General features: G+C 69.5%; 17 protein-coding genes and 2 tRNA genes. 16 read left to right on the top strand and 3 right to left on the bottom strand.

The window, feature by feature from the left end; translation table 11 throughout:
- Positions 1–143: 143 nt before the first annotated feature.
- Genes ABD298_RS03565 through ABD298_RS03555 form a run of 3 tightly spaced genes read left to right on the top strand, consistent with a single transcriptional unit; the run spans position 144 to position 2,562 of the window.
- Positions 144–1,106: a hypothetical protein gene (locus ABD298_RS03565; protein ID WP_344298313.1), complete on the top strand. Its 963-nt coding sequence runs from the start codon at positions 144–146 to the stop codon at positions 1,104–1,106.
- 34 nt (positions 1,107–1,140) lie between these two features.
- Positions 1,141–1,644: a ribose-5-phosphate isomerase gene (locus ABD298_RS03560; RefSeq protein ID WP_344298312.1), complete on the top strand. Its 504-nt coding sequence runs from the start codon at positions 1,141–1,143 to the stop codon at positions 1,642–1,644.
- A gap of 12 nt (positions 1,645–1,656) precedes the next feature.
- Positions 1,657–2,562, top strand: coding sequence for an Fpg/Nei family DNA glycosylase (locus ABD298_RS03555; protein WP_344298311.1), 906 nt, complete (start codon positions 1,657–1,659; stop codon positions 2,560–2,562).
- A 4-nt stretch (positions 2,563–2,566) separates the two neighbouring features.
- Here the strand turns inward: ABD298_RS03555 and ABD298_RS03550 are convergent, their stop codons facing one another.
- Positions 2,567–4,234 carry a D-alanyl-D-alanine carboxypeptidase family protein gene (locus ABD298_RS03550; RefSeq protein WP_344298310.1) on the bottom strand — a complete coding sequence of 556 codons (1,668 nt, stop codon included), beginning with the start codon at positions 4,232–4,234 and terminating at the stop codon, positions 2,567–2,569.
- A gap of 80 nt (positions 4,235–4,314) precedes the next feature.
- On the opposite strand from ABD298_RS03550, the gene ABD298_RS03545 reads away from it, so the two are divergent.
- The 7 genes from ABD298_RS03545 (at position 4,315) to ABD298_RS03515 (ending at position 9,633) form a co-directional block, all read left to right on the top strand.
- Positions 4,315–4,385 (top strand) — tRNA-Gly (locus ABD298_RS03545).
- Between the two features lie 105 nt (positions 4,386–4,490).
- Positions 4,491–4,565 (top strand) — tRNA-Pro (locus ABD298_RS03540).
- A gap of 68 nt (positions 4,566–4,633) precedes the next feature.
- On the top strand, positions 4,634–6,010 hold the full coding sequence (gene tig, locus ABD298_RS03535; RefSeq protein WP_344298309.1) for a trigger factor: 1,377 nt from the start codon (positions 4,634–4,636) through the stop codon (positions 6,008–6,010).
- A 196-nt stretch (positions 6,011–6,206) separates the two neighbouring features.
- Positions 6,207–6,830 (top strand): ClpP family protease, encoded by a 624-nt coding sequence (locus tag ABD298_RS03530; RefSeq protein WP_344298308.1) that lies wholly within the window; start codon positions 6,207–6,209, stop codon positions 6,828–6,830.
- A gap of 27 nt (positions 6,831–6,857) precedes the next feature.
- On the top strand, positions 6,858–7,517 hold the full coding sequence (locus tag ABD298_RS03525) for an ATP-dependent Clp protease proteolytic subunit (RefSeq protein ID WP_208712703.1): 660 nt from the start codon (positions 6,858–6,860) through the stop codon (positions 7,515–7,517).
- Between the two features lie 130 nt (positions 7,518–7,647).
- Complete coding sequence (clpX, locus tag ABD298_RS03520; protein WP_344298307.1) at positions 7,648–8,937, top strand: ATP-dependent Clp protease ATP-binding subunit ClpX; 1,290 nt, start codon at positions 7,648–7,650, stop codon at positions 8,935–8,937.
- Positions 8,938–9,018: 81 nt separating this feature from the next.
- Positions 9,019–9,633, top strand: coding sequence for a mycothiol-dependent nitroreductase Rv2466c family protein (locus ABD298_RS03515; protein WP_344298306.1), 615 nt, complete (start codon positions 9,019–9,021; stop codon positions 9,631–9,633).
- A gap of 317 nt (positions 9,634–9,950) precedes the next feature.
- On the opposite strand, the gene valS is transcribed toward ABD298_RS03515, so the two are convergent.
- On the bottom strand, positions 9,951–12,581 hold the full coding sequence (gene valS, locus ABD298_RS03510; protein WP_344298305.1) for a valine--tRNA ligase: 2,631 nt from the start codon (positions 12,579–12,581) through the stop codon (positions 9,951–9,953).
- Positions 12,582–12,646: 65 nt separating this feature from the next.
- On the opposite strand from valS, the gene ABD298_RS03505 reads away from it, so the two are divergent.
- Both ABD298_RS03505 and ABD298_RS03500 read left to right on the top strand, forming a co-directional pair.
- A complete protein-coding gene (locus tag ABD298_RS03505; RefSeq protein ID WP_344298304.1) occupies positions 12,647–13,000 on the top strand; it encodes a DUF488 domain-containing protein in 354 nt (117 codons plus the stop codon).
- Between the two features lie 27 nt (positions 13,001–13,027).
- The gene (locus tag ABD298_RS03500) at positions 13,028–13,789 is read left to right on the top strand and encodes an SDR family oxidoreductase (RefSeq protein ID WP_344298303.1); all 762 of its coding nucleotides are present in this window, start codon (positions 13,028–13,030) and stop codon (positions 13,787–13,789) included.
- On the opposite strand, the gene ABD298_RS03495 is transcribed toward ABD298_RS03500, so the two are convergent.
- Positions 13,773–14,279 carry a hypothetical protein gene (locus ABD298_RS03495; protein WP_344298302.1) on the bottom strand — a complete coding sequence of 169 codons (507 nt, stop codon included), beginning with the start codon at positions 14,277–14,279 and terminating at the stop codon, positions 13,773–13,775. The two genes, ABD298_RS03500 and ABD298_RS03495, sit on opposite strands and share 17 nt — an antisense overlap.
- A gap of 345 nt (positions 14,280–14,624) precedes the next feature.
- On the opposite strand from ABD298_RS03495, the gene ileS reads away from it, so the two are divergent.
- From ileS to ndk, 4 genes are all read left to right on the top strand, one after another.
- Entirely contained in the window at positions 14,625–17,996 is a 3,372-nt protein-coding gene (gene ileS, locus ABD298_RS03490) for an isoleucine--tRNA ligase (protein ID WP_344298301.1), read from the top strand.
- Positions 17,993–19,366, top strand: coding sequence for a bifunctional folylpolyglutamate synthase/dihydrofolate synthase (locus ABD298_RS03485; protein ID WP_344298300.1), 1,374 nt, complete (start codon positions 17,993–17,995; stop codon positions 19,364–19,366). The genes ileS and ABD298_RS03485 overlap by 4 nt, the downstream gene beginning before the upstream one ends.
- Positions 19,366–19,806 (top strand): DUF4233 domain-containing protein, encoded by a 441-nt coding sequence (locus ABD298_RS03480; RefSeq protein ID WP_344299031.1) that lies wholly within the window; start codon positions 19,366–19,368, stop codon positions 19,804–19,806. The genes ABD298_RS03485 and ABD298_RS03480 overlap by 1 nt, the downstream gene beginning before the upstream one ends.
- A 58-nt stretch (positions 19,807–19,864) precedes the next feature.
- Positions 19,865–20,275, top strand: a 411-nt coding sequence (gene ndk / locus ABD298_RS03475) for a nucleoside-diphosphate kinase (protein ID WP_344298299.1), incomplete at its 3' end; no start/stop codon positions are given.

Below are 20,275 nucleotides of genomic sequence, written 5' to 3'. Positions count from 1 at the left end.
GTGCCGGCGGGCACTGCCGTCGTGTGCCGAGCGCCGAAACGTGGCGTGGCTCACTCTGAAACTATTCTTTCGTGTTGTCCCGCCGCAAGCCAGCATCGCACACGCACGATTCTGTGACGCGCGGGTGGAGTAGCGTGGAGCGCATGGCAGGGGAATCGGCGCAGAGGGTCGACCGCAAGGCGCTCCGCTTCGCGATCGGCTACCCCGTCCTCCTCGGCGGCGGATTCGCCCTCGCGGCCTTCACCTTCCGAGGACGGGTCCCGGAGCCCGTCGCCTGGCTCTGGAACGCGGACGGAGGGACGGCCTTCACGCCCTTTGCGGGATATCTGGCCGCCGGCGCCGGGCTCATCGCCATCCTCGGCGCCCTCCTGTGCAGCCAGGCCGCCTTCACGCGGCGGCCGGCCATCGCGCGGCGGGTCTTCATGGCTGGCGGGATCGGCATGTCGATGTTCCTCGCGACCGTCCTCGCCGCCGGCCTGCTCGGCCAGGTTGGGCTCGATGACGCGCGGGACTCGCATCCGGACCCGGTCGTCCTTGCGATGGGGTCGGGGGCCACCTTGGCGTTCGCCGTCGTCATGTTCTTCACCTTCAAGCCGGACGAGCAGTGGAGCCCCCGCGACGAGGCGGCGCTCCTCGACGCGCTCGAGCCGGAACGCGTCCGGCTGACCTTCACCTACTGGGCCCACGCGCGCTCGTCCGTGTTCGTCATGCTCGGGATCATCGGCGTCTCCGTCTCGCTCCTGCTCCTCGTGGTCTCGCCGTGGATCTCGCTCGTCCTCACGGTGGGCGCACTCCTGGCGGCCTGCTCGCTCGTAGCGCGGGTCTCCGTGAGCCCGGAAGGAGTCGGCGTCTTCCTCGCCGGAATGGTTCCCGTCCTCAGGTTCCGGACGGCGAGCGTGCTGAGGGCGAGCTTCGAGACCGTCGCGGCCCGCCGGTTCGGAGGGTGGGGCTACCGCCGGAAGGGCCAGGCAGTCTCGGTCCTCGTGGCGAGCGGGGAGGCGGTGGAGGCAGTCCTCGACGACGGCCGGCAGGTCGTCTTCTCCGGCCGGGACGGGGACACCGCTCGCCGCGTCGTCGACGTGCTGCGCGCCGGCTCCGGAGCGTAGTCTGGACCTCGGCCTGATCTGGCCCGGGGACCCGATGTCGAGAGAGAGGAACGCCGTGCCGAAGCCGCGCGTCCACATTGCCACTGACCATGCCGGGATGGAGCTGTCGGCCCATCTGGTCGCGCACCTGCGCGGTCAGGGCTACGACGTGGTCGACCACGGTCCTCGCGAGTACGACCCGCTCGACGACTACCCCTCGTTCTGCATCAATGCCGCGCGCGCTGTGGTCGCCGACCAGGAGGCCGGGACCCAGGCGCTCGGGATCGTCCTCGGCGGCTCCGGCAACGGGGAGCAGATCGCCGCGAACAAGGTCCGCGGCGTGCGCGCCGCGCTCGCCTGGAACCTCGACACCGCCCGTCTCGCCCGCGAGCACAATGACGCGAACGTGGTCGCGGTCGGTGGACGGCAGCACTCCCTCGAGGAGGCGACGGCGATCATTGAGGCCTTCCTCACGGAACCGTTCAGCAACGATGAGCGCCACGTGCGCCGCATCGGAAAGATCGCGACCTACGAGACCACCGGCGAGATCGTCGAGTAGCCCGCGCCTCCCGTGCCAGAAGGCCATTCCATCCACCGTCTCGCCCGGCAGTTCGACGACGTGTTCGCGGGGCAGCGGCTCGCCGTGTCGAGCCCGCAGGGCCGATTCGCCGACGGCGCCGCTCTCCTCGACGGGCGGTCGCTCCTCTCCGCCCGCGCCCACGGCAAGCAGCTCTTCCTCGGGTTCGAGGGTGGCCTCGTCCTGAGGGTCCACCTGGGCCTCTACGGTGCCTGGGACTTCGGCGGCGACGAGACGTTCCGCGGGGCCTCGAGCATCGGCGCGCCCCGCCGCGTCGGGGAGCGGGAGCTCGCGGACGACGGCGCCGGGTCGGCGTCCGCGGTGCCCCCGCCTCCCGTGGGTGCCGTGCGGGCGCGGCTCGTCTCAGAGCACGGCTGGGCGGACCTGCGGGGCGCGAGCGTGTGCACGGTCGAGACGGAAGCAGAGGCCGCTGCGGTCGTCGCCCGGCTCGGCCCGGACCCCTTGGCCCAGAACGCGGGCGAGGGGGCCGAGGGTGCCGGCGAGGAGTTCGCCCGCCGCATCGGGCGCCGTCGCACGCCCCTCTCGCGCCTGCTCATGGACCAGGAGGTGGTCTCGGGGATCGGCAACGTGTACCGGGCCGAGCTCCTCTTCCGCGCCAGGCTCGACCCGGCCCTGCCCGGCGGCGGCCTCGGCCGCGAACGGGCCATCGCGCTCTGGGAGGACGCGGCGGAGGCCATGGCGGAGGGCGTCCGCGATGGGAGGATCATCACCACGGATCCGTCGCACTGGCCGGACGGGCCTGCGGCCCTCCCGGCACCTCAGGACGCCCACTACGTGTACCGGCGGCAGGGGCAGCCGTGCCGGGAGTGCGGCGAGTCGGTGGCCCTGGTCGCCGAGGCGGGCCGGAAGCTGTACTGGTGCCCCGTCTGCCAGCGCTGAGCGCTCAGTAGCCCGGGGCCGCCGGCAGGGCGTAGAACTCCTCGAGCGTGGGGATGCCGTTGAAGCGCATCGCCGAGGCCGCGGCCCGGCCCACGTAGCGCAGATGCCACGGCTCGTACTCGTAGCCGGTGGCCCACGTGTAGCCCTGCGGGTAGCGGACGATGAACCCGTACCGCCAGGCATTGTCCCTCGCCCACGAACCGGAGCCCGTGTTCTCGAAGCACGCCTGCAGCCCGCACGCCCCGCTCGAGTCGCCGATGTCGAGCGCGAGCCCGCTCTGGTGCTCGCTGTACCCGGGCCGGGCCGATATCAGGTCCGCCTGGGCCTGGCCGTACTGCGCGACGTAGCTGTTGTAGAGCGACGCCTGCGACCAGTAGTCCCGGTACCCGCTCACCGTCGTCATGCCGATCCCGGCGGCCCTCGCGTCGGCGAGCAGCGACCGCGCCCACGCCGCAGCCTCGGACTGCATCGCCGTCGAGCCGACCGTCTCGAGGGGCGTGGGGACGTAGTCGATGGGGGAGAGCGGGCGCCTCTTGTTCACGACGATCGTGTCGAGCGCGGTGATCGTGAGCCGCGCGCCGTCCTGCGCACTCCAGGTCGCGAAGCCGCGCTGGAAGTTCTGCCGGCACGAGCCCGACTGGCAGATCTCCGGCCCGACCGGGTAGCCGAGGGGCCCGGCCTCGTAGCCACGCGTGCCCCACGCCCAGCGGATTGCCCCCGGCAGGCTCGGCTGCGCTCCCGTGGAGGGAGACCAGTAGACCGAACCGCCCTGGAAGACCTGCCCGCAGCCGCCGTCGCGCATCCCGCACACCTCGGGGCCGAGCGGGTAGCCGAGGACGCCGCCCTCGCCGCCCATGGCCGCCCAGGCCTGGCGGATGGCTCCCGGCGTCATCGGCTGTGCCCCGGAGGCGGCGGTCCAGTACAGGGCGCCGCCCTGGAAGGACTGGACGCAGCCGGCGTCCCGGAGGCCGCACGATTCCCCCGAGGCGGGGTAGCCGAGCCGCCCGTTCTCGTAGCCCTGGGCGACCCACGCCTGCCGGATGGCTCCGGGCGTGCTGGCGTACGCCCCGGACGCCGGGGACCACAAGATGCCCCCGCCGGCGAACATCTGGTAGCAGCCGCCATCGCGCAGCCCGCACACCTCGCCTCCCACCGGGTAGCCGAGGCGCCCGTTCTCGCTGCCCTGCGCAGTCCAGGCCTGGAGAATCGCTCCCGGAGTGGCCGCATTCGCGCCGGTCGAGACCGTCCAGTACAGCGTGCCGCCCTGATAGGTCTGGCGGCAGCCGCCACCGGCCAGGCCGCAGGTCTCGGCCGAGGTCGGGTAGCCCAGACGCCCGTTCTCGTACCCTTGGGCGACCCACGCCTGACGGATGGCACCCGGGGAGCTCGGCTGTGCTCCCGACGCCGCGGACCACAGGATCCCGACCGTCCCATACCACTGGTAGCAGCCGCCGTCCCTGAGCCCGCAGACCAGCGCGCCCGTCGGGGAACCCAGACCCAGCTGCGAGGCCCGCGCGCTGATGGCGGCGCCGGGATCGTCTGCGTGGGCGGGCTGGGCAAGGATGCCCAGGAGGAGCACCACGACGCAGGACAGGGCGGCGTAGGCCAGAGTCCCTCGCCTGAGGATGCCCCTGAGTGCGGGCCGGGCGTGCGGGCGGTCGGGCTGATCCATGCTTCCCCCTGACATAGGCCGCCCGGGGCTGGGCGGGATTTGACACGCTCGGCTCGCGTTCGCTTTAGTTGGAGGGCCCCGGGGGCGTAGCTCAATGGTAGAGCGCCAGTCTTCCAAACTGGATACGCGGGTTCGATTCCCGTCGCCCCCTCGTCGGCGCCCAGGGCCCTTCCGACGCCGGAGGGGCCGTTTCCGTGCCCGGGGCCTGATGTGCATTGGCTTGTCGCGGCCCTGTATCGTGGTCTGTGCACTAGACCGGGGTGTAGCTCAGCTTGGCTAGAGCGCCTGCTTTGGGAGCAGGAAGTCGCAGGTTCAAATCCTGTCACCCCGACAGTCGCGTCCTGAGGCATTTCGCCCGAGGGCGGCACCCATCATCCGACCATCCAGGAGAGCCACGCTGTGAAGAGCGCTGCCGAGAACCTCAGCCCCACGCGGGTCAAGCTCAACGTCGAGGTGGCCCTCGACGAGCTGAAGCCGAACATCGATGCCGCCTACAAGGCCGTCGCCGAGCAGATCCAGGTGCCGGGCTTCCGTAAGGGCAAGGTCCCCGCTCGCCTCATCGACCAGCGCGTCGGCCGCGGCTACGTCCTCGAGACGGCCATCAACGAGGGCCTCAACGACTGGTACCAGCAGGCCGTCGCTGAGACCGGCATCCGCCCGCTGTCCCGCCCCGAGGTCGAGATCACCGAGGTTCCCGACCCCGCCGCTACCGAGGGCGAGCTCAAGTTCTCCGTCGAGGTGGACGTGCGCCCCGAGATCGATCTTCCTGACTACGCCGGCCTCAAGGTCGACGTCGCTGCGGCCGAGGCGGGCGACGAGGACGTCGAGAAGGCCCTCGACGAGCTGCGCGGCCGCTTCGGCACGCTCAAGGCCGTCGACCGTCCGGCGCAGGCGGACGACTTCCTCACGATCGACCTCACGGCGAAGGTCGACGGCGAGGAGGTCGACACCGCGTCCGGCCTGTCCTACCAGGTCGGTTCCGGCACCATGCTCGAGGGCCTCGACGAGGCGGTCACCGGTCTCTCGGCCGATGAGGAGACGGTCTTCGAGACCAAGCTCGCCGGTGGCGAGCACGCGGGCCAGGACGCATCCGTGACCGTCAAGGTCACGGCGGTGAAGGAGCGCGAGCTCCCCGAGGCCGACGACGACTTTGCGCAGCTGGCCTCCGAGTTCGACACGATCGCCGAACTCCGCGAGGACCTCGCCAAGCAGGCCGCGCAGTCCAAGGTCGTGTCGCAGGGCGTCGAGGCCCGCGACAAGGTCCTCGACAAGCTCGTCGAGCTCGTCGAGGTCCCCGTCCCCGAGGGCGTTCTGACCGAGCAGGTCGAGGCCCACTTCAACCCCGAGAACGGCGGCCACGCCGCCGGCGAGGACCACGACACCGAGGAGCACCGCGCCGAGGTCAAGGCCAACACGGAGCGCGCCTTCAAGAACGAGGTCATCCTCGACGCGATCGCGGACAAGGAGGAGATCGGCGTCTCCCAGTCCGAGCTCATCGAGTACCTCGTGACGACGGCCAGCCAGTACGGCATGGACCCGAACCAGTTCGCCCAGATCATGGACCAGTCGGGTCAGGTCCCGATGATGGTCGGCGAGGTCCGCCGCCGCAAGGCCCTCGCCGCCGTCCTCGGCAAGGCCGAGGTGACCGACTCGGAGGGCAACGCCGTCGACCTCTCCGAGTTCGTCAAGCCCGCCGGCGAGGAAGTGTCGGAGGCCGACGAGAGCGCCGAGGCCGAGATCGTCCCGAGCGACGATCCCGCGGCCGCCAAGTTCTGACCGAGCGCTTCGAAGGCCGCCGTCGGTTCCCCGGACAGGGGAACGGACGGCGGCCTTCGCCGTTCTCCCGCGGATTGCGCGGGCCCATGCGCTGGAAGCGAACAGGGGCCGGATGCGGAACAATCGGCCGCGGAAAAAGGCTAGTGTCCCTGTAGCAGCAACAGCCCATGTGCATCAGATCGAGAGGTATCGCACCATGCACCAGCAGGAGAAGTCGCCGAGCATGGCTGAGCCGGTCCCGGGGGGAACCGGCCAAGACTACATCTACCAGCGGCTCCTCAAGGAGCGGATCATCTGGCTCGGATCGGAGGTGCGCGACGACAATGCCAACGCCATCTGCTCGCAGCTGCTCCTCCTCTCAGCCGAGGATCCCGAGAAGGACATCTACCTCTACATCAACTCGCCCGGCGGGTCCGTCACGGCGGGCATGGCCATCTACGACACGATGCAGTACATCTCGAACGACGTCGTGACGGTGGCGACGGGCCTCGCGGCGTCCATGGGGCAGTTCCTGCTCTCGTCGGGCACCAAGGGCAAACGCTACGCCACCCCGCACGCCCGCATCCTCATGCACCAGCCGTCCGGCGGCATCGGAGGCACGGCGTCCGATATCAAGATCCAGGCCGAGCTCATCCTGCACATGAAGCAGGTCATGGCGGAGCTGACGGCCGAGCAGACGGGACAGCCCGTTGAGCGGATCCTCAAGGACAATGACCGTGACAAGTGGTTCACGGCGCAGGAAGCCCTCGAGTACGGCTTCTTCGACAAGATCGCCGCGCGATCCGGGCACGTGTCCGGCGGCGGCGGGACGGACAAGTAGACGGCGCTGAGGAACAAGGAGCAAGCAATGAATTTCAGCATGGGCGTCAACCCGGCGAGCCTTCCGACCAGCCGCTATGTCCTCCCGCAGTTCGAGGAGCGCACGCCGTACGGCTTCAAGCGCCAGGACCCGTACACGAAGCTGTTCGAGGACCGCATCATCTTCATGGGCGTCCAGGTCGACGATGCGAGCGCTGACGACATCATGGCGCAGCTGCTCGTGCTCGAGGCGAACGACCCCGACCGGGACATCACGATGTACATCAATTCCCCCGGCGGCTCGTTCACGGCCATGACCGCCATCTACGACACAATGCAGTTCATCCGTCCCGAGATCCAGACAGTGTGCCTGGGCATGGCCGCGTCCGCGGCGGCAGTGATCCTCGCCGCCGGCACGCCGGGCAAGCGTCTGGCCCTGCCGAACTCGACGGTCATGATCCACCAGCCCTCGCTCGCCGGCGGGTCCGGCGGCCAGGCCACAGACCTCGAGATCCAGGCCCGTGAGGTGCTCCGTATGCGCGAGTGGCTCGAGCACACGTGGGCCAAGCACTCGAACAAGACCCCCGACGACATCAGCCGGGACATCGAGCGCGACCTGTTCCTGACGGCTGCCGAGGCGAAGGACTACGGCCTCGTCGACGAGGTGCTCGAATCCCGCAAGATCCGTTCGAGCGCGATCACCCGCTGACCCCGGACGGGGTGTGCTGGCGCCGGTGTCCGGGTAACAGCCCGGACACCGGCGCCGTGGTGTCACACGAGTGACGGTGCGGTGGCCTACAGTGGGATGGTCAGAAGCTTCTTTCGAAGGGAATTGACGAATGGCGCGCATTGGCGAGAGCGCAGACCTGCTGAAGTGCTCCTTCTGCGGCAAGAGCCAGAAGCAGGTGCGGAAGCTCATTGCCGGCCCCGGCGTCTACATCTGCGACGAGTGCATCGAGCTCTGCAACGAGATCATCGAGGAGGAGCTCGCCGAGGTCTCGGACCTCGGCTCGTTCGAGCTGCCCAAGCCCCGGGAGATCTTCGACTTCCTGCAGGAGTACGTGATCGGCCAGGAGCCGGCCAAGCGCGCGCTTGCCGTGGCCGTCTACAACCATTACAAGCGCATCCAGTCCGGGCACGCCGCGAAGGGCTCGTCCCTCACCGAGGCGCACACGCACGACGACGTCGAGATCGCCAAGTCGAACATCCTCCTCATCGGCCCGACCGGCTGTGGCAAGACGTACCTCGCCCAGACCCTCGCACGCCGGCTCAACGTCCCCTTTGCGGTCGCCGACGCGACGGCGCTGACTGAGGCGGGCTACGTGGGCGAGGACGTCGAGAACATCCTCCTCAAGCTCATCCAGGCCGCTGACTACGACGTCAAGAAGGCCGAGCAGGGCATCATCTACATCGACGAGATCGACAAGATCTCCCGCAAGAGTGAGAATCCCTCGATCACCCGCGACGTCTCGGGCGAGGGCGTCCAGCAGGCGCTCCTGAAGATCCTCGAGGGCACGGTGGCCTCGGTCCCGCCGCAGGGTGGCCGCAAGCACCCCCATCAGGAGTTCATCCAGATCGACACGACCAACGTGCTCTTCATTGTGGCTGGCGCCTTCGCGGGCCTCGAGGAGATCATCGGACAGCGTGCGGGCAAGAAGGGCATCGGCTTCGGCGCTCCCCTCAGTTCCATCACGAAGCATGAGAGCTCGTACGCGGACGTCATGCCGGAGGACCTGCTCAAGTTCGGGCTCATTCCGGAGTTCATCGGTCGCCTGCCCGTCATCACCACGGTCGAGAACCTCGACCGTGCGGCGCTCATGCAGATCCTGACGGAGCCCCGCAACGCCCTCGTGAAGCAGTACGAGAAGATGTTCCACCTCGACGGGGTGGAACTGCACTTCGAACGGGATGCCCTCGAGGCCATCGCGGACCTCGCCCTCGAGAGGGGCACGGGCGCCCGTGGCCTGCGCGCGATCATGGAGGAGGTCCTGCTGCCCGTCATGTTCGACCTCCCGAGCCGGGACGACGTCGGCGGCGTCGTGATCCACCGCGCAGTGGTCCTCGGCAAGGCCGAGCCGACCCTCATTCCCCACAGCGTCGCGGCCAAGCGGCGCACCAAGTCCGCCTGACGGCGACACCGCCTGACCCTGACCGAAGGCGCAGCGGCAGCAGTGCTGCCGTCCGCTGTACCGCGACCGAGGAGCTGATCCGTGTCCACTGACGCCACCGCCGAGCAGAGGGCGGACTTCTGGTTCGATCCGGCGTGCCCCTTTGCGTGGGCCACGTCCCGCTGGATCGGCGAGGTCGAGAAGGTCCGCACCATCCAGACCGAGTGGCACGTGATGAGCCTCTCCGTCCTCAACGAGGGCCGGGAGCTCGAGCACCAACGCGCCATGGATGAGAACTGGGGGCCGGTGCGGGTCATCATCGCCGCCTCCGAACTCCATGGAGCGGAGCACATCAAGCCGCTCTATGACGCGATGGGCACGCTCATCCACCAGGAGAACGTCACAGACCGTTCCGAGGTGATCCGGCGTGCGCTCGACGAGGTGGGGCTTCCGCCCGAGCTCGCCGAGTACTCCGACTCCGACGAGTACGACCGGCAGCTGCGTGCAAGCCACAGGAAGGGGATCGACCTCGTGGGCCAGGACGTCGGCACCCCGATCGTGGCCATCAACGGGACCGCCTTCTTCGGCCCCGTGATCACCCGCGTTCCCCGCGGGGAAGAGGCCGGGAAGCTCTGGGACGCGGCCGTCGGGCTCGCCTCGTTCCCGCATTTCTTCGAGCTCAAGCGCACCCGCACCGAGCGGCCGAAGGTCGGCTGAGGTCCGGAACTACTCTCCTGTAGTTCGCCTGGAGGTCTTGCTTGCGCCTGCGGTCAGGATCACAATCGGTAGTACCTGATCCGCAAGGATGAGGACGTGGACACCGAAGGTTCAGTGACAGTCGTTCTGACGCAGCCTCAGGCAAAGTCAACGACTGGCCGCCAGTGACGGGTCGGCACGACCTGGACGCCAAGGAGTCCACCAGACTGCGAGAACGTCACCGAGCAGCCGACAAAGTCGAAGCCCCACCAACGCGATGAACGCTGATGGGGCTTCCCCTTGTCCGGATCCGGACGGGCCCTGCGCCGGGAGCCGGACTAGGCCTCCGTCGGCGCCAATTCGACGTCGCTCACCACGAGGGCGTCAGCTCCGTCCCGCAGTTCGATGGAGCGGGCGTTCGCCGCCGCCTGCAGGTCTCCGAGCCCGGCCTGCAGCTGGGCCAGGAGCTCGGCGGGGGCAGACACGACGGCGGAGAGCACCTCCGTGCGCTGCTTCACCTTGGCCTCGGACTTCGCCTTCCGGATGCCGGAGAGCGCCTGGCCGACCGTGGGCAGCATTCCGGTGTCCCCGTCGGTGACGGGCAGCGGGGCCGGCCACGCGGCACGGTGCACGGAGCCCGAACGCCACCAGCTCCACACCTCGTCGGTGGCGAAGGGAAGGATCGGTGCGAAGAGCCGCAGGATCGCGTCGAGCGTGGTCGCCAGCGCAGCGAGGACCGAGGCCTTCTGCTCCTCGCCCTGGGCGCCGTAGGCGCGGTCCTTGATGAGCTCGACGTAGTCGTCCGTGAACTGCCAGAAGAACGATTCGGTCAGCTGGAGTGCGCGGGCCGGGTCGTAGGCCGCGAACGCCCTGCCAGCCTGCTCGACCACGTCGGCCAGCTGCGCGAGCAGCGCCCGGTCCAGTGCGTTGACCAGGACCGGGTCCTGGCCGTCGGAGAGCACATCCGCCTCGGTCGCGCCGAGGCCCAGGACGAATTTGGACGCGTTGAGGATCTTGATCGCGAGCCGGCGTCCGATCTTCATCTGGGCGACCTCGTACGCGGTGTCCGCGCCGAGCCTCGCCGAGGCCGCCCAGTAGCGGACTGCGTCCGCGCCGTACTCCTCGAGGATGTCGGTCGGGACGACGACGTTGCCCTTCGACTTGGACATCTTCTTCCGGTCAGGGTCCAGGACCCACCCCGAGATCGCTGCGTGCTTCCACGGGACGGTGCCGTGGAGCTCCTCGCCCCGGACCACGGTCGAGAAGAGCCAAGTGCGGATGATCTCGTGGGCCTGCGGCCGGAGGTCGAACGGGAAGACGTTGGCGAAGAACTCGTCGTCGCGGCTCCACCGTCCCACGATCTGGGGGGTGAGGGAGGACGTCGCCCAGGTGTCCAGGACGTCCGGGTCGCCGGTGAAGCCGCCGGGCGCATCGCGCTGCGACTCGTCGTAGCCCGGTGCAGGCTCGGCGACCGGGTCGACGGGCAGGGCGGAGTCGTCGGGGACGATCGGGTGGGCGTAGTCCGGGTTGCCGTCGGCGTCCAGCGGATACCAGACGGGGATGGGCACCCCGAAGAAGCGCTGGCGGGAGACGAGCCAGTCGCCGTTGAGGCCCTCGACCCAGTTCTCGTAGCGCGAGCGCATGAAGCCGGGATGCCATTCGAGCTCGCGGCCGCGCTGGATGAAGGTCGCGCGGCGGTTCTCGTCCCGGCCGCCGTTGCGGATGTACCACTGTCGCGAGGTCACGACTTCGAGCGGCTTGTCGCCCTTCTCGTAGAAGTTGACCGGGTGGAGGATCTTCTTCGGCTCGCCGTCGAGCAGCCCGCGCGCGGACAGCATGCTCACCACGGCCTCCTTGGCCGAGAACGCCGTCTTGCCAGCGATCTCCGCGTAGGCCGCAGTGCCCTCGTCGGTCGTGATCCACTCGGGCGTCTCCGCCTGGATGCGCCCGTCGCGGCCGATGATCGCCCGCGTGGGAAGGTCCAGCTCGCGCCACCACGTGACGTCGGTGAGGTCGCCGAAGGTGCAGACCATGGCGATGCCCGAGCCCTTGTCCGGCTTCGCCAGCGGGTGCGCCTTGACCTCGACCTCGACCCCGAACAGGGGGGAGGTGACCGTGGTGCCGAACAGGTGCTGGTACCGCTCGTCGTCCGGGTGCGCCACGAGGGCAGCACACGCGGCCAGGAGCTCGGGGCGGGTCGTCTCGATGTGGACGGGGGCGCCGTCGTGCGTCGTGAAGGCGTAGCGGTAGTAGGCGCCGGGAACCTCGCGGTCCTCGAGCTCCGCCTGGGCGACGGCGGTCCGAAACGTGACGTCCCAGAGGGTGGGGGCCTCCGCGAGGTAGGCGTCGCCGTCGGCGAAGTTCTTCAGGAAGGCCCGCTGGGAGACGGCGCGGGAGGTGCCGTCGATGGTGCGGTAGGTCATGTCCCAGTCGACCGAGAGGCCGAGGGTCTTGAAGAGATGCTCGAAGACCTTCTCGTCCTCGACCGCGAGCTCCTCGCAGAGCTCGATGAAGTTCCGGCGGGAGACCACGTCGAAGTCGCGCTGGTTCTTGGCGGGCTGGGCGGGCGGACGGTAGTCGGCGTCGTACGGGATGGCCGGATCGCAGCGCACGCCGAAGTAGTTCTGGACGCGCCGCTCGGTGGGCAGGCCGTTGTCGTCCCAGCCCATCGGGTAGAAGACGTTCTTGCCGGTCATGCGCTGGTAGCGCGCGAGCAGGTCGGTCTGCGTGAAGGAGAACATGTGGCCGACGTGCAGCGAACCCGAGGCCGTGGGCGGGGGAGTGTCGATCGAGTAGACCGCCTCGCGCGTCGTCGCAGGGTCGAACCGGTAGGTTCCCTCGGCGACCCAGCGCTCGCTGAACTTCGCCTCGAGTCCCTCGAGGGCCGGCTTGTCCGGGACGGTAGCGGCGGGGGCCGCCGTGGGCTGCGTAGCGGGCGTGTCTGTACCCGTGGTGTCTGCTTCAGGCATGTCCTTGATTCTTCCATGTTTTACGCGGGGCTTCCCATGGGCGCAGCGGTGCCTACCATGGCGCCATGGGCACCGTCAGCATTCGCCGCGTCTACGAGCCACCCGCCGCCGGTGCGCACCGCATCCTGGTCGACCGCGTCTGGCCCCGCGGACTGAGCAAGGAGGACGCGGCCGTCGACCTCTGGCTCAGGGAGGTGGGCCCGTCGACCGAGCTGCGGAAGTGGTTCAACCACGATCCGGAGCGGTTCGAGGAGTTCGCCCGGCGCTACCGTGACGAGCTCGCCGGGTCAGCGGCCTACGCACGGCTCGTCGAGGAGGCCCGGGCGCACGACGACGTGGAGCTCGCCTACTCGGCGAAGGACACCCAGCACAATCAGGCGGTCGTCCTGCTCGGGCTCCTGGGCGAGGAGTCGCTGTAGGTTGGGGGCATGACCAACCCTGCGCCCATGAACACGACCCATCAGCAGCGCTCCGCCGTCGTCACGGGAGCCAGCACAGGCATCGGCGAGGCCACTGTGAGGGCACTCGCCGCGGACGGCTGGCGCCTGTTTGCGGTCGCCCGCCGCGCGGAGCGGCTCGAGCGTCTCGCCGCCGAGACAGGGGCCGTCGCGGTGGCCGCCGACATTGCTGAGGACGACGACGTCGCCCGCCTGCTCGGGGAGGTCGAGGCCGGCGGCGGCATCGACACTCTGGTCAACATCGCCGGCGGCGCGAGGGGCACGGACTGGGTCGCCGAGTCGAAGACCGAGGACTGGGAGTGGATGCTCAGGGTCAACGTGGTAGGCACCATGAAGATCACGCGTGCCTTCCTGCCGATGCTGCGGGCCACTGGGCATGGAACGGTCCTAAACCTGACGTCGGTGGCGGGACTCGTCGCCTACGAGGGCGGTGGCGGGTACAACGCCGCCAAGTTCGCCGAGCGCGGGATGACCCGGGCGCTGCGGCTCGAGGAGGCCGAGCACAATGTGCGCGTCATCGAGGTGCTTCCCGGCCTCGTGAAGACGGAGGAGTTCTCCCTGCGGCGCCTCGGCGGCGACGCAGAGGCCGCGGAGAAGGTGTACGCGGGCGTGGAGGAACCGCTGACGTCGGAGGACATCGCCGACATCGTCCGGTACGCCGTCAGCGTCCCGCACCACGTCAACCTCGACGAGATCGTCGTGCGTCCCGTCGCCCAGGCCGCGGCCCACAAGCTCATCCGGCGCGGCTGAACGCGGGGAAGTGCGCCTCGATCGCGAAGCCGTCGGGGCTCATGCCGGCTCGGGCGCCGCAGCCCTCTCCGAGGAGCCGCGTCTCGACGTCCTGCACGCCCCGGCCCAGCGCGAGCAGCTGCTGGAACCCCGTCTCACCCGGGGTGTTGACGAGGCGGAGGTCGAGTCCCCCCGGGGACCACCGCAGCTCCAGGCGGAGGGGGACCGCGGCGTCGGCCTGCTCGGCGACCTGCGCGATGCCCTCGCTGACAGCCTGAACTGCGGCGTCGGTAGCGCCGCGTGCCAGGCGGACCGGGCATCCGGACTGCGCAATGACGAGACGGAGTCCATGGCTCCAGGCTGCGGCGGCGGGCGAAGGCCCGCGCGCGGCCGGGAGCGCATCCCGGCGATCGCTCCTTGCGCCCGGAGGGTGCTTCAGCCTGAGCCGCTGGATGGCGGCCCGGAAACGGTCAGCCAGAGGGGCTGTTCGGTGCTGCGCCACGGTGGTCACGGGATCCTCCTCAAGTGCACCTCGGGCGATGATGCCGCCAGTATCCGCCTGCGCAGGCGGTTATTCCAGACGGTGGACAAAGAGCTCTTCGACAGGAAATGCGCCCCGTGCGTAGACTTGACACAAAGCGTTGACCCGGCCATCACCGGCGAGCTTCCGGAAGAACGGCGCGCCGCCCAGCGGTAGAGCCCAGTAGAACCGGACGGGTAGGCCCGTGACAGCCGTGAATGAGGGGCCCCGACCGCATGCGGCCGCGGGCAAGTGAGGTGGTACCGCGGTGCCGTCCGGCCGATCCGGGCGAACGCCGTCCTCCCGTCCAGCAGCATCAAGCGAGCCAGGATCCGAGTGAGCGTGTACCCCAAGGCCAGCACAGCAGCGGACGCCGCGCAGGCGTCGAGCACGTCCGTGCGCTTCCCCGAACTCGAGGAGCGCGTCCTTTCCTACTGGGAGCATGACGAGACCTTCCAGGCCTCCGTCGACAACCGCGACGCAGGCCGGAACGGCTCCAACGAGTTCGTCTTCTACGACGGCCCGCCGTTCGCCAACGGGCTCCCGCACTACGGGCACCTCCTGACCGGCTACGCCAAGGACCTCGTGGCGCGCTACCAGACGCAGCGCGGCCGCCGCGTCGAGCGCCGCTTCGGCTGGGACACGCACGGCCTGCCCGCAGAGCTTGAGGCGATGAAGCAGCTCGGAATGAGCGACAAGGCCCACATCGAGACGATGGGGATCGACAAGTTCAACGACGCGTGCCGCGCCTCGGTCCTGAAGTACACCCACGAGTGGGAGGCGTACGTCAAGCGCCAGGCCCGCTGGGTGGACTTCGAGAACGACTACAAGACCCTCAACGTCGAGTACATGGAGAGCGTCATCTGGGCGTTCAAGACGCTCTACGACAAGGGCCTCACCTACAACGGCTACCGTGTCCTGCCGTACTGCTGGAAGGACGAGACCCCGCTCTCCAACCACGAGCTGCGGATGGACGACGACGTCTACAAGGACCGTCAGGACCAGACGGTCACCGTCACCTTCCCGCTGAAGGCGGGGGAGTCCGCGCTCTCGCAGGAGCTGGCTGGCGTCCTCGCCCTCGCCTGGACCACGACGCCCTGGACGCTCCCCACGAACCTCGCCCTCGCCGTCGGGCCCGAGGTGCGCTACGCGGTCGTGCCCCTCGGCCCCGACGGGGTGAAGGCGGGCGTGTCGGAGTTCGGCTCCGGGACGCGCTTCCTCCTCGCCGAGGACCTCCTCGGCTCCTACGCCAAGGACCTCGGGTACGGGGACGGTGCGGCAGCGGCCGCCGCCGTCGAGCGCACCGTCCTCGGCTCCGAGCTCGCGGGGATCCGCTACGAGCCGCTGTGGGACTACTACACGGACACGGAGACGTGGGGCACGGAGAATGCCTGGCAGATCCTCGTCGCGGACTACGTGACCACGACCGACGGCACCGGCGTCGTGCACCAGGCCCCCGCGTACGGCGAGGACGACCAGAAGGTCTGCGAGGCGGCCGGGATCCGCGTGATCCTCTCGGTGGACGAGGGCGCCAAGTTCCTGCCCATGTTCGCCTCCCCTGCCAGCGGGGAGGCGCCGCTGGCCGAGATCGCGGGCCTGCAGGTCTTCGAGGCCAACAAGCCCATCACGCGGGTCCTGCGCGAGCAGGGACGCCTCGTCAAGCAGGCGAGCTACGTGCACAGCTACCCGCACTGCTGGCGCTGCCGCAACCCGTTGATCTACCGTGCGGTCGCGAGCTGGTTCGTCGAGGTCACCAAGATCAAGGACCGCATGCTCGAGCTCAACGAGCAGATCAACTGGATCCCCGCCAACGTCAAGCACGGCCAGTTCGGCAAGTGGCTCGAGAACGCGCGCGACTGGTCGATCAGCCGCAACCGCTACTGGGGCTCGCCGATCCCCGTGTGGGTCTCCGACGACCCCGAGTACCCGCGCACCGACGTGTATGGCTCGCTCGCCGAGATCGAGGCCGACTTCGGCAGGCTTCCGCTCAACCATGACGGGGAGCCGGACCTGCACCGCCCGTTCATCGACGAGCTCACCCGCCCCAATCCGGACGACCCGCGCACGCCGGAGGAGGGCCAGTCCACCATGCGCCGCGTCCCCGACGTCCTCGACGTGTGGTTCGACTCCGGCTCGATGCCGTACGCCCAGGTGCACTACCCGCACGAGAACCGGGAGTGGTTCGCCACGCACAACCCGGGCGACTTCATCGTCGAGTACATCGGCCAGACCCGCGGCTGGTTCTACACGCTGCACATCCTCGCCACCGCCCTGTTCGACCGGCCGGCGTTCCGCAACGTCATCAGCCACGGGATCGTGCTCGGCTCGGATGGGCAGAAGATGTCCAAGAGCCTGCGCAACTACCCGGACGTGTCCGAGGTGCTGGACCGCGACGGCTCCGACGCGATGCGCTGGTTCCTCATGTCCAGCCCCATCCTGCGCGGCGGGAACCTCATCGTCACCGAGCAGGGCATCCGGGACGGCGTGCGCCAGGTCATCCTGCCGCTGTGGAACGTGTACAGCTTCTTCACGCTCTACGCGAACGCGTCGACGGGCACCGCTGCAGCGGAGCACGACGGCGGCGCCCGCGCCGGCTACGACGCGGTGCTCCGGTACGAGGGCTACAGCGATCCCCTGGACCGCTACCTCATGGCCGAGACGGGGCGGCTCGTGGGCAGCATGCAGGAACACCTCGACGCGTACGACATCTCGAGCGCGTGCGACGACCTGCGCGGCTACCTCGACATGATGACCAACTGGTACGTGCGCCGGTCCAGGCAGCGGTTCTTCGACGAGGACGCCGATGCGTTCGACGCCCTGTACACGGCGCTCGAGGCAGTGTGCCGCGTGGCCGCGCCGCTCCTCCCGCTGGTCAGCGAGGAGATCTGGCGGGGCCTGACCGGCGGCCGCTCGGTGCACCTCACCGACTGGCCCGACGCCACGCTCTTTGCCGACGACCAGGGCCTCGTGGAGACGATGGACCGCACCCAGGCCGTGTGCTCCGCCGGATCGTCCCTGCGCAAGGCCGCGAAACTCCGGGTGCGCCTGCCGCTCAAGGAGCTCACCGTCGTCGTGCCCGCGGCAGCGGCGCTCGCCGGCAGCGAGGCCGTGATCGCGGACGAGCTCAACCTCAAGTCGGTCCGCCTGCTCGACGCCGCCGAGGCCAGCGAGGAGGAGTTCGGGATCGAGCGGAAGCTCGTGGTGAACGCCCGCGCGGCCGGCCCACGCCTCGGGAAGGGAGTCCAGCAGGCCATCAAGGGCTCCAAGTCGGGCGACTGGTCCGTGGCCGAGGACGGCACCGTGACCGCCGGCGGCCTCGCGCTCGAACCGGCCGAGTACACCCTGGAGACGGTGGTCGATCCGGCGAAGGCCGGAGAGCACGCCTCCGTGGCGATGCTCCCCGGAGGCGGGTTCGTGGTCCTCGACACCGAGGTCACGCCCGAGCTCGCGGCTGAAGGACTCGCCCGCGACCTCGTCCGGACGGTCCAGCAGGCACGCAAGGACGCCGACCTGGAGGTGAGCGACAGGATCCGCACGAGCGTCACGGCGCGCCATGCCGTGATCGAGGCCGCGATGGCCCATTCCGACCTGCTCAAGGCGGAGACGCTCACGGTCGACCTCGAGCTGCTCACCGCCGACGTCGACCCGACGGCCGTCGTCGAGCGCGTCGACGCGGAGCAGGCGACGGCGGGGGAGGGCGCCCAGTGAGCTCCCCCCTCAGCGAGCTGTCCACCGTCGAGGAGGTCTACGCCGAACTCCTCTCCCGGGCCCCCGAGAACAAGATGGAGCCACGACTCGCGCCGCTGTTCCGCGCCATGGACGTCCTGGGAGAGCCCAACAGGGCCTTCCCGATCATCCATGTGACGGGCACCAACGGGAAGACGTCAACGGCACGCATGATCGAGGCCGGGCTCCGCGCCCATGGCCTCCGCACCGGCCGGTACACGAGCCCCCATCTGTCCAGCGTGACCGAGCGGATCAGCGTCGACGGCGCGCCCGTGCAGGACGCGACCTTCGTGCGGATCTGGAACGAGATCTCCCCGTACCTGGCCATCGTCGACGCGGAGCTCGTCGCCGCCGGGCAGCCGCGCCTGACCTACTTCGAATGCGTGACCATCCTCGGGTTCGCGGTGTTCGCCGACGAACCGGTGGACGTCGCGGTGATCGAGGTCGGCCTCGGCGGGATCACCGACGCGACCAATGTCGGCGACGGCGCGGTCTCGGTCGTGACGCCGATCTCCCTGGACCACAAGGACCTCCTCGGGGACACGACCGAGGACATCGCGCGCGAGAAGGCCGGGATCATCAAGCCCGGCGGCTTCCTCGTGAGCGCTGCCCAGCCGGTCGACGCCGCGCAGGTGCTCCTCGACAAGGCGCGCGAGGTGGGTGTGCCGTACCGCTTCGAGGGCGTCGAGTTCGGGGTCGAGTCCCGGGCTGTGGCGGTCGGAGGCCAGGTCGTGACTGTCCAGGGGCTCGCGGGCCGCTACACGGACCTCGCGGTCCCGCTGCACGGGGAGCATCAGGCCCAGAACGCCGCGGTCGCCGTGGCGGCGCTCGAGGCCTTCCTCGGCGGCGGAGAGCGCGAGCTGGACGCCGACGTCCTGCGCGAGGGCTTCGCCGAGGTCTCCTCGCCCGGACGGCTCGAGGTGGTGCGCACGTCCCCGACCATCGTGGTCGACGCCGCGCACAACCCCGACGGCATCCGGGTGAGCGCGCGGGCCCTGAAGGAGGCCTTCGACTTCTCGACGCTCGTGATCGTCCTCGGGGTCCTGCGGGAGAAGGATGCCGAGGAGATCCTGCGCATGCTGCAGGCTGAGTTCGCCGACGTCCCGGTCGAATTCTGCTTCACGCAGTCGGCCTCGCCCCGCGCCATCCCTGCCGAGGAGCTGAGCGAGATCGCCCTCGACCTCGGATATGCCGAGGAGGCGGTGCACGTTGCGGAGAAGCTCGACGACGCGATCGAGTACGCGGTCGAGCGCGCCGACGCGGTCGGCGACTTCGGCGGCGGAGTCCTGATCACCGGGTCGATCACGGTGGTCGGCGAAGCCCGCACCCTCCTCGGGAAGGAGCAGGCATGATGGCCCGGCTCACCAAGGCCCAGCGCGAGTGGCGGCCCGGCATGCCGAAGAGGCGCCGCTCGGTGCGGGTGATGTTCGCGTCCGTGATCCTCCTCATGGAGGCATTCGTGACGTTCTTCGCCACGCTCGTCCTGTTCGGGCTGCGGGGCCGTGAGCTGGGTGCGGGACTCGTGCTGGGCGGCGGGTTCGGGCTCATGGCGGTCTTCATCGTGGCCTGCGCCGTCGTCTCCAAGCCCTGGGGACGGGGCCTGGGGTGGATCCTGCAGATCGTGCTCATCGCGCTCGGCTTCCTCGAGCCCATGATGTTCTTCGTCGGCGTCATCGTGGCCCTCACCTGGTGGTACGCCCTGCGCACCGGGGCGAAGCTGGACCGGGAGAACGTCGAGAGGGACAGGGCCCAGGCCGAATGGGAGCGCCAGCATCCCGAGCAGGAGAAGTAGCCGGGCCGGGAAAAGTAGACTTGCCCCGGACCCCCTTGCCTTACCCCCAGGAGATTCTGTGACTACCGAACGCACCCTCGTCCTCGTCAAGCCGGACGGCGTGTCCCGCGGCCTCACCGGCACGATCCTCGCGCGCATCGAGGCCAAGGGCTACCGGCTGGCCCAGCTCGCGCAGCTCACCGCCAGCCGCGAGCTCCTCGCCCAGCACTACGCCGAGCACGAGGGCAAGCCGTTCTACGAGCCGCTCCTCGAGTTCATGGCGTCCGGGCCTGTGGTGGCCGCGGTCTTCGAGGGCCACCGCGTCATCGAGGGCTTCCGCGCCCTCGCCGGTGCGACGGATCCGACGGCCGCCGCCCCCGGCACGATCCGCGGCGACTTCGGCCGCGACTGGGGCCTGAAGGTCCAGCAGAACCTGGTCCACGGCTCGGACTCGCCGGAATCGGCCGAGCGCGAGATCGGCATCTGGTTC

This window comes from Sinomonas flava, from assembly GCF_039531875.1.
In the GTDB taxonomy this organism is placed as follows: Bacteria; Actinomycetota; Actinomycetes; order Actinomycetales; family Micrococcaceae; genus Sinomonas; species Sinomonas flava.
This window is presented reverse-complemented; position numbering and strand designations above follow the sequence as displayed.

Excerpts from the sequence above, each read along its gene's own strand:
- ABD298_RS03565 (WP_344298313.1), top strand. The coding sequence starts at position 144 with ATGGCAGGGGAATCGGCGCAGAGGGTCGACCGCAAGGCGCTCCGCTTC.
- ABD298_RS03560 (WP_344298312.1), top strand. The coding sequence starts at position 1,141 with ATGTCGAGAGAGAGGAACGCCGTGCCGAAGCCGCGCGTCCACATTGCC.
- ABD298_RS03550 (WP_344298310.1), bottom strand. The coding sequence starts at position 4,234 with ATGGATCAGCCCGACCGCCCGCACGCCCGGCCCGCACTCAGGGGCATC.
- ABD298_RS03530 (WP_344298308.1), top strand. The coding sequence starts at position 6,207 with ATGCACCAGCAGGAGAAGTCGCCGAGCATGGCTGAGCCGGTCCCGGGG.
- ABD298_RS03525 (WP_208712703.1), top strand. The coding sequence starts at position 6,858 with ATGAATTTCAGCATGGGCGTCAACCCGGCGAGCCTTCCGACCAGCCGC.
- clpX (WP_344298307.1), top strand. The coding sequence starts at position 7,648 with ATGGCGCGCATTGGCGAGAGCGCAGACCTGCTGAAGTGCTCCTTCTGC.
- valS (WP_344298305.1), bottom strand. The coding sequence starts at position 12,581 with ATGCCTGAAGCAGACACCACGGGTACAGACACGCCCGCTACGCAGCCC.
- ABD298_RS03505 (WP_344298304.1), top strand. The coding sequence starts at position 12,647 with ATGGGCACCGTCAGCATTCGCCGCGTCTACGAGCCACCCGCCGCCGGT.
- ABD298_RS03500 (WP_344298303.1), top strand. The coding sequence starts at position 13,028 with ATGAACACGACCCATCAGCAGCGCTCCGCCGTCGTCACGGGAGCCAGC.
- ABD298_RS03480 (WP_344299031.1), top strand. The coding sequence starts at position 19,366 with ATGGCCCGGCTCACCAAGGCCCAGCGCGAGTGGCGGCCCGGCATGCCG.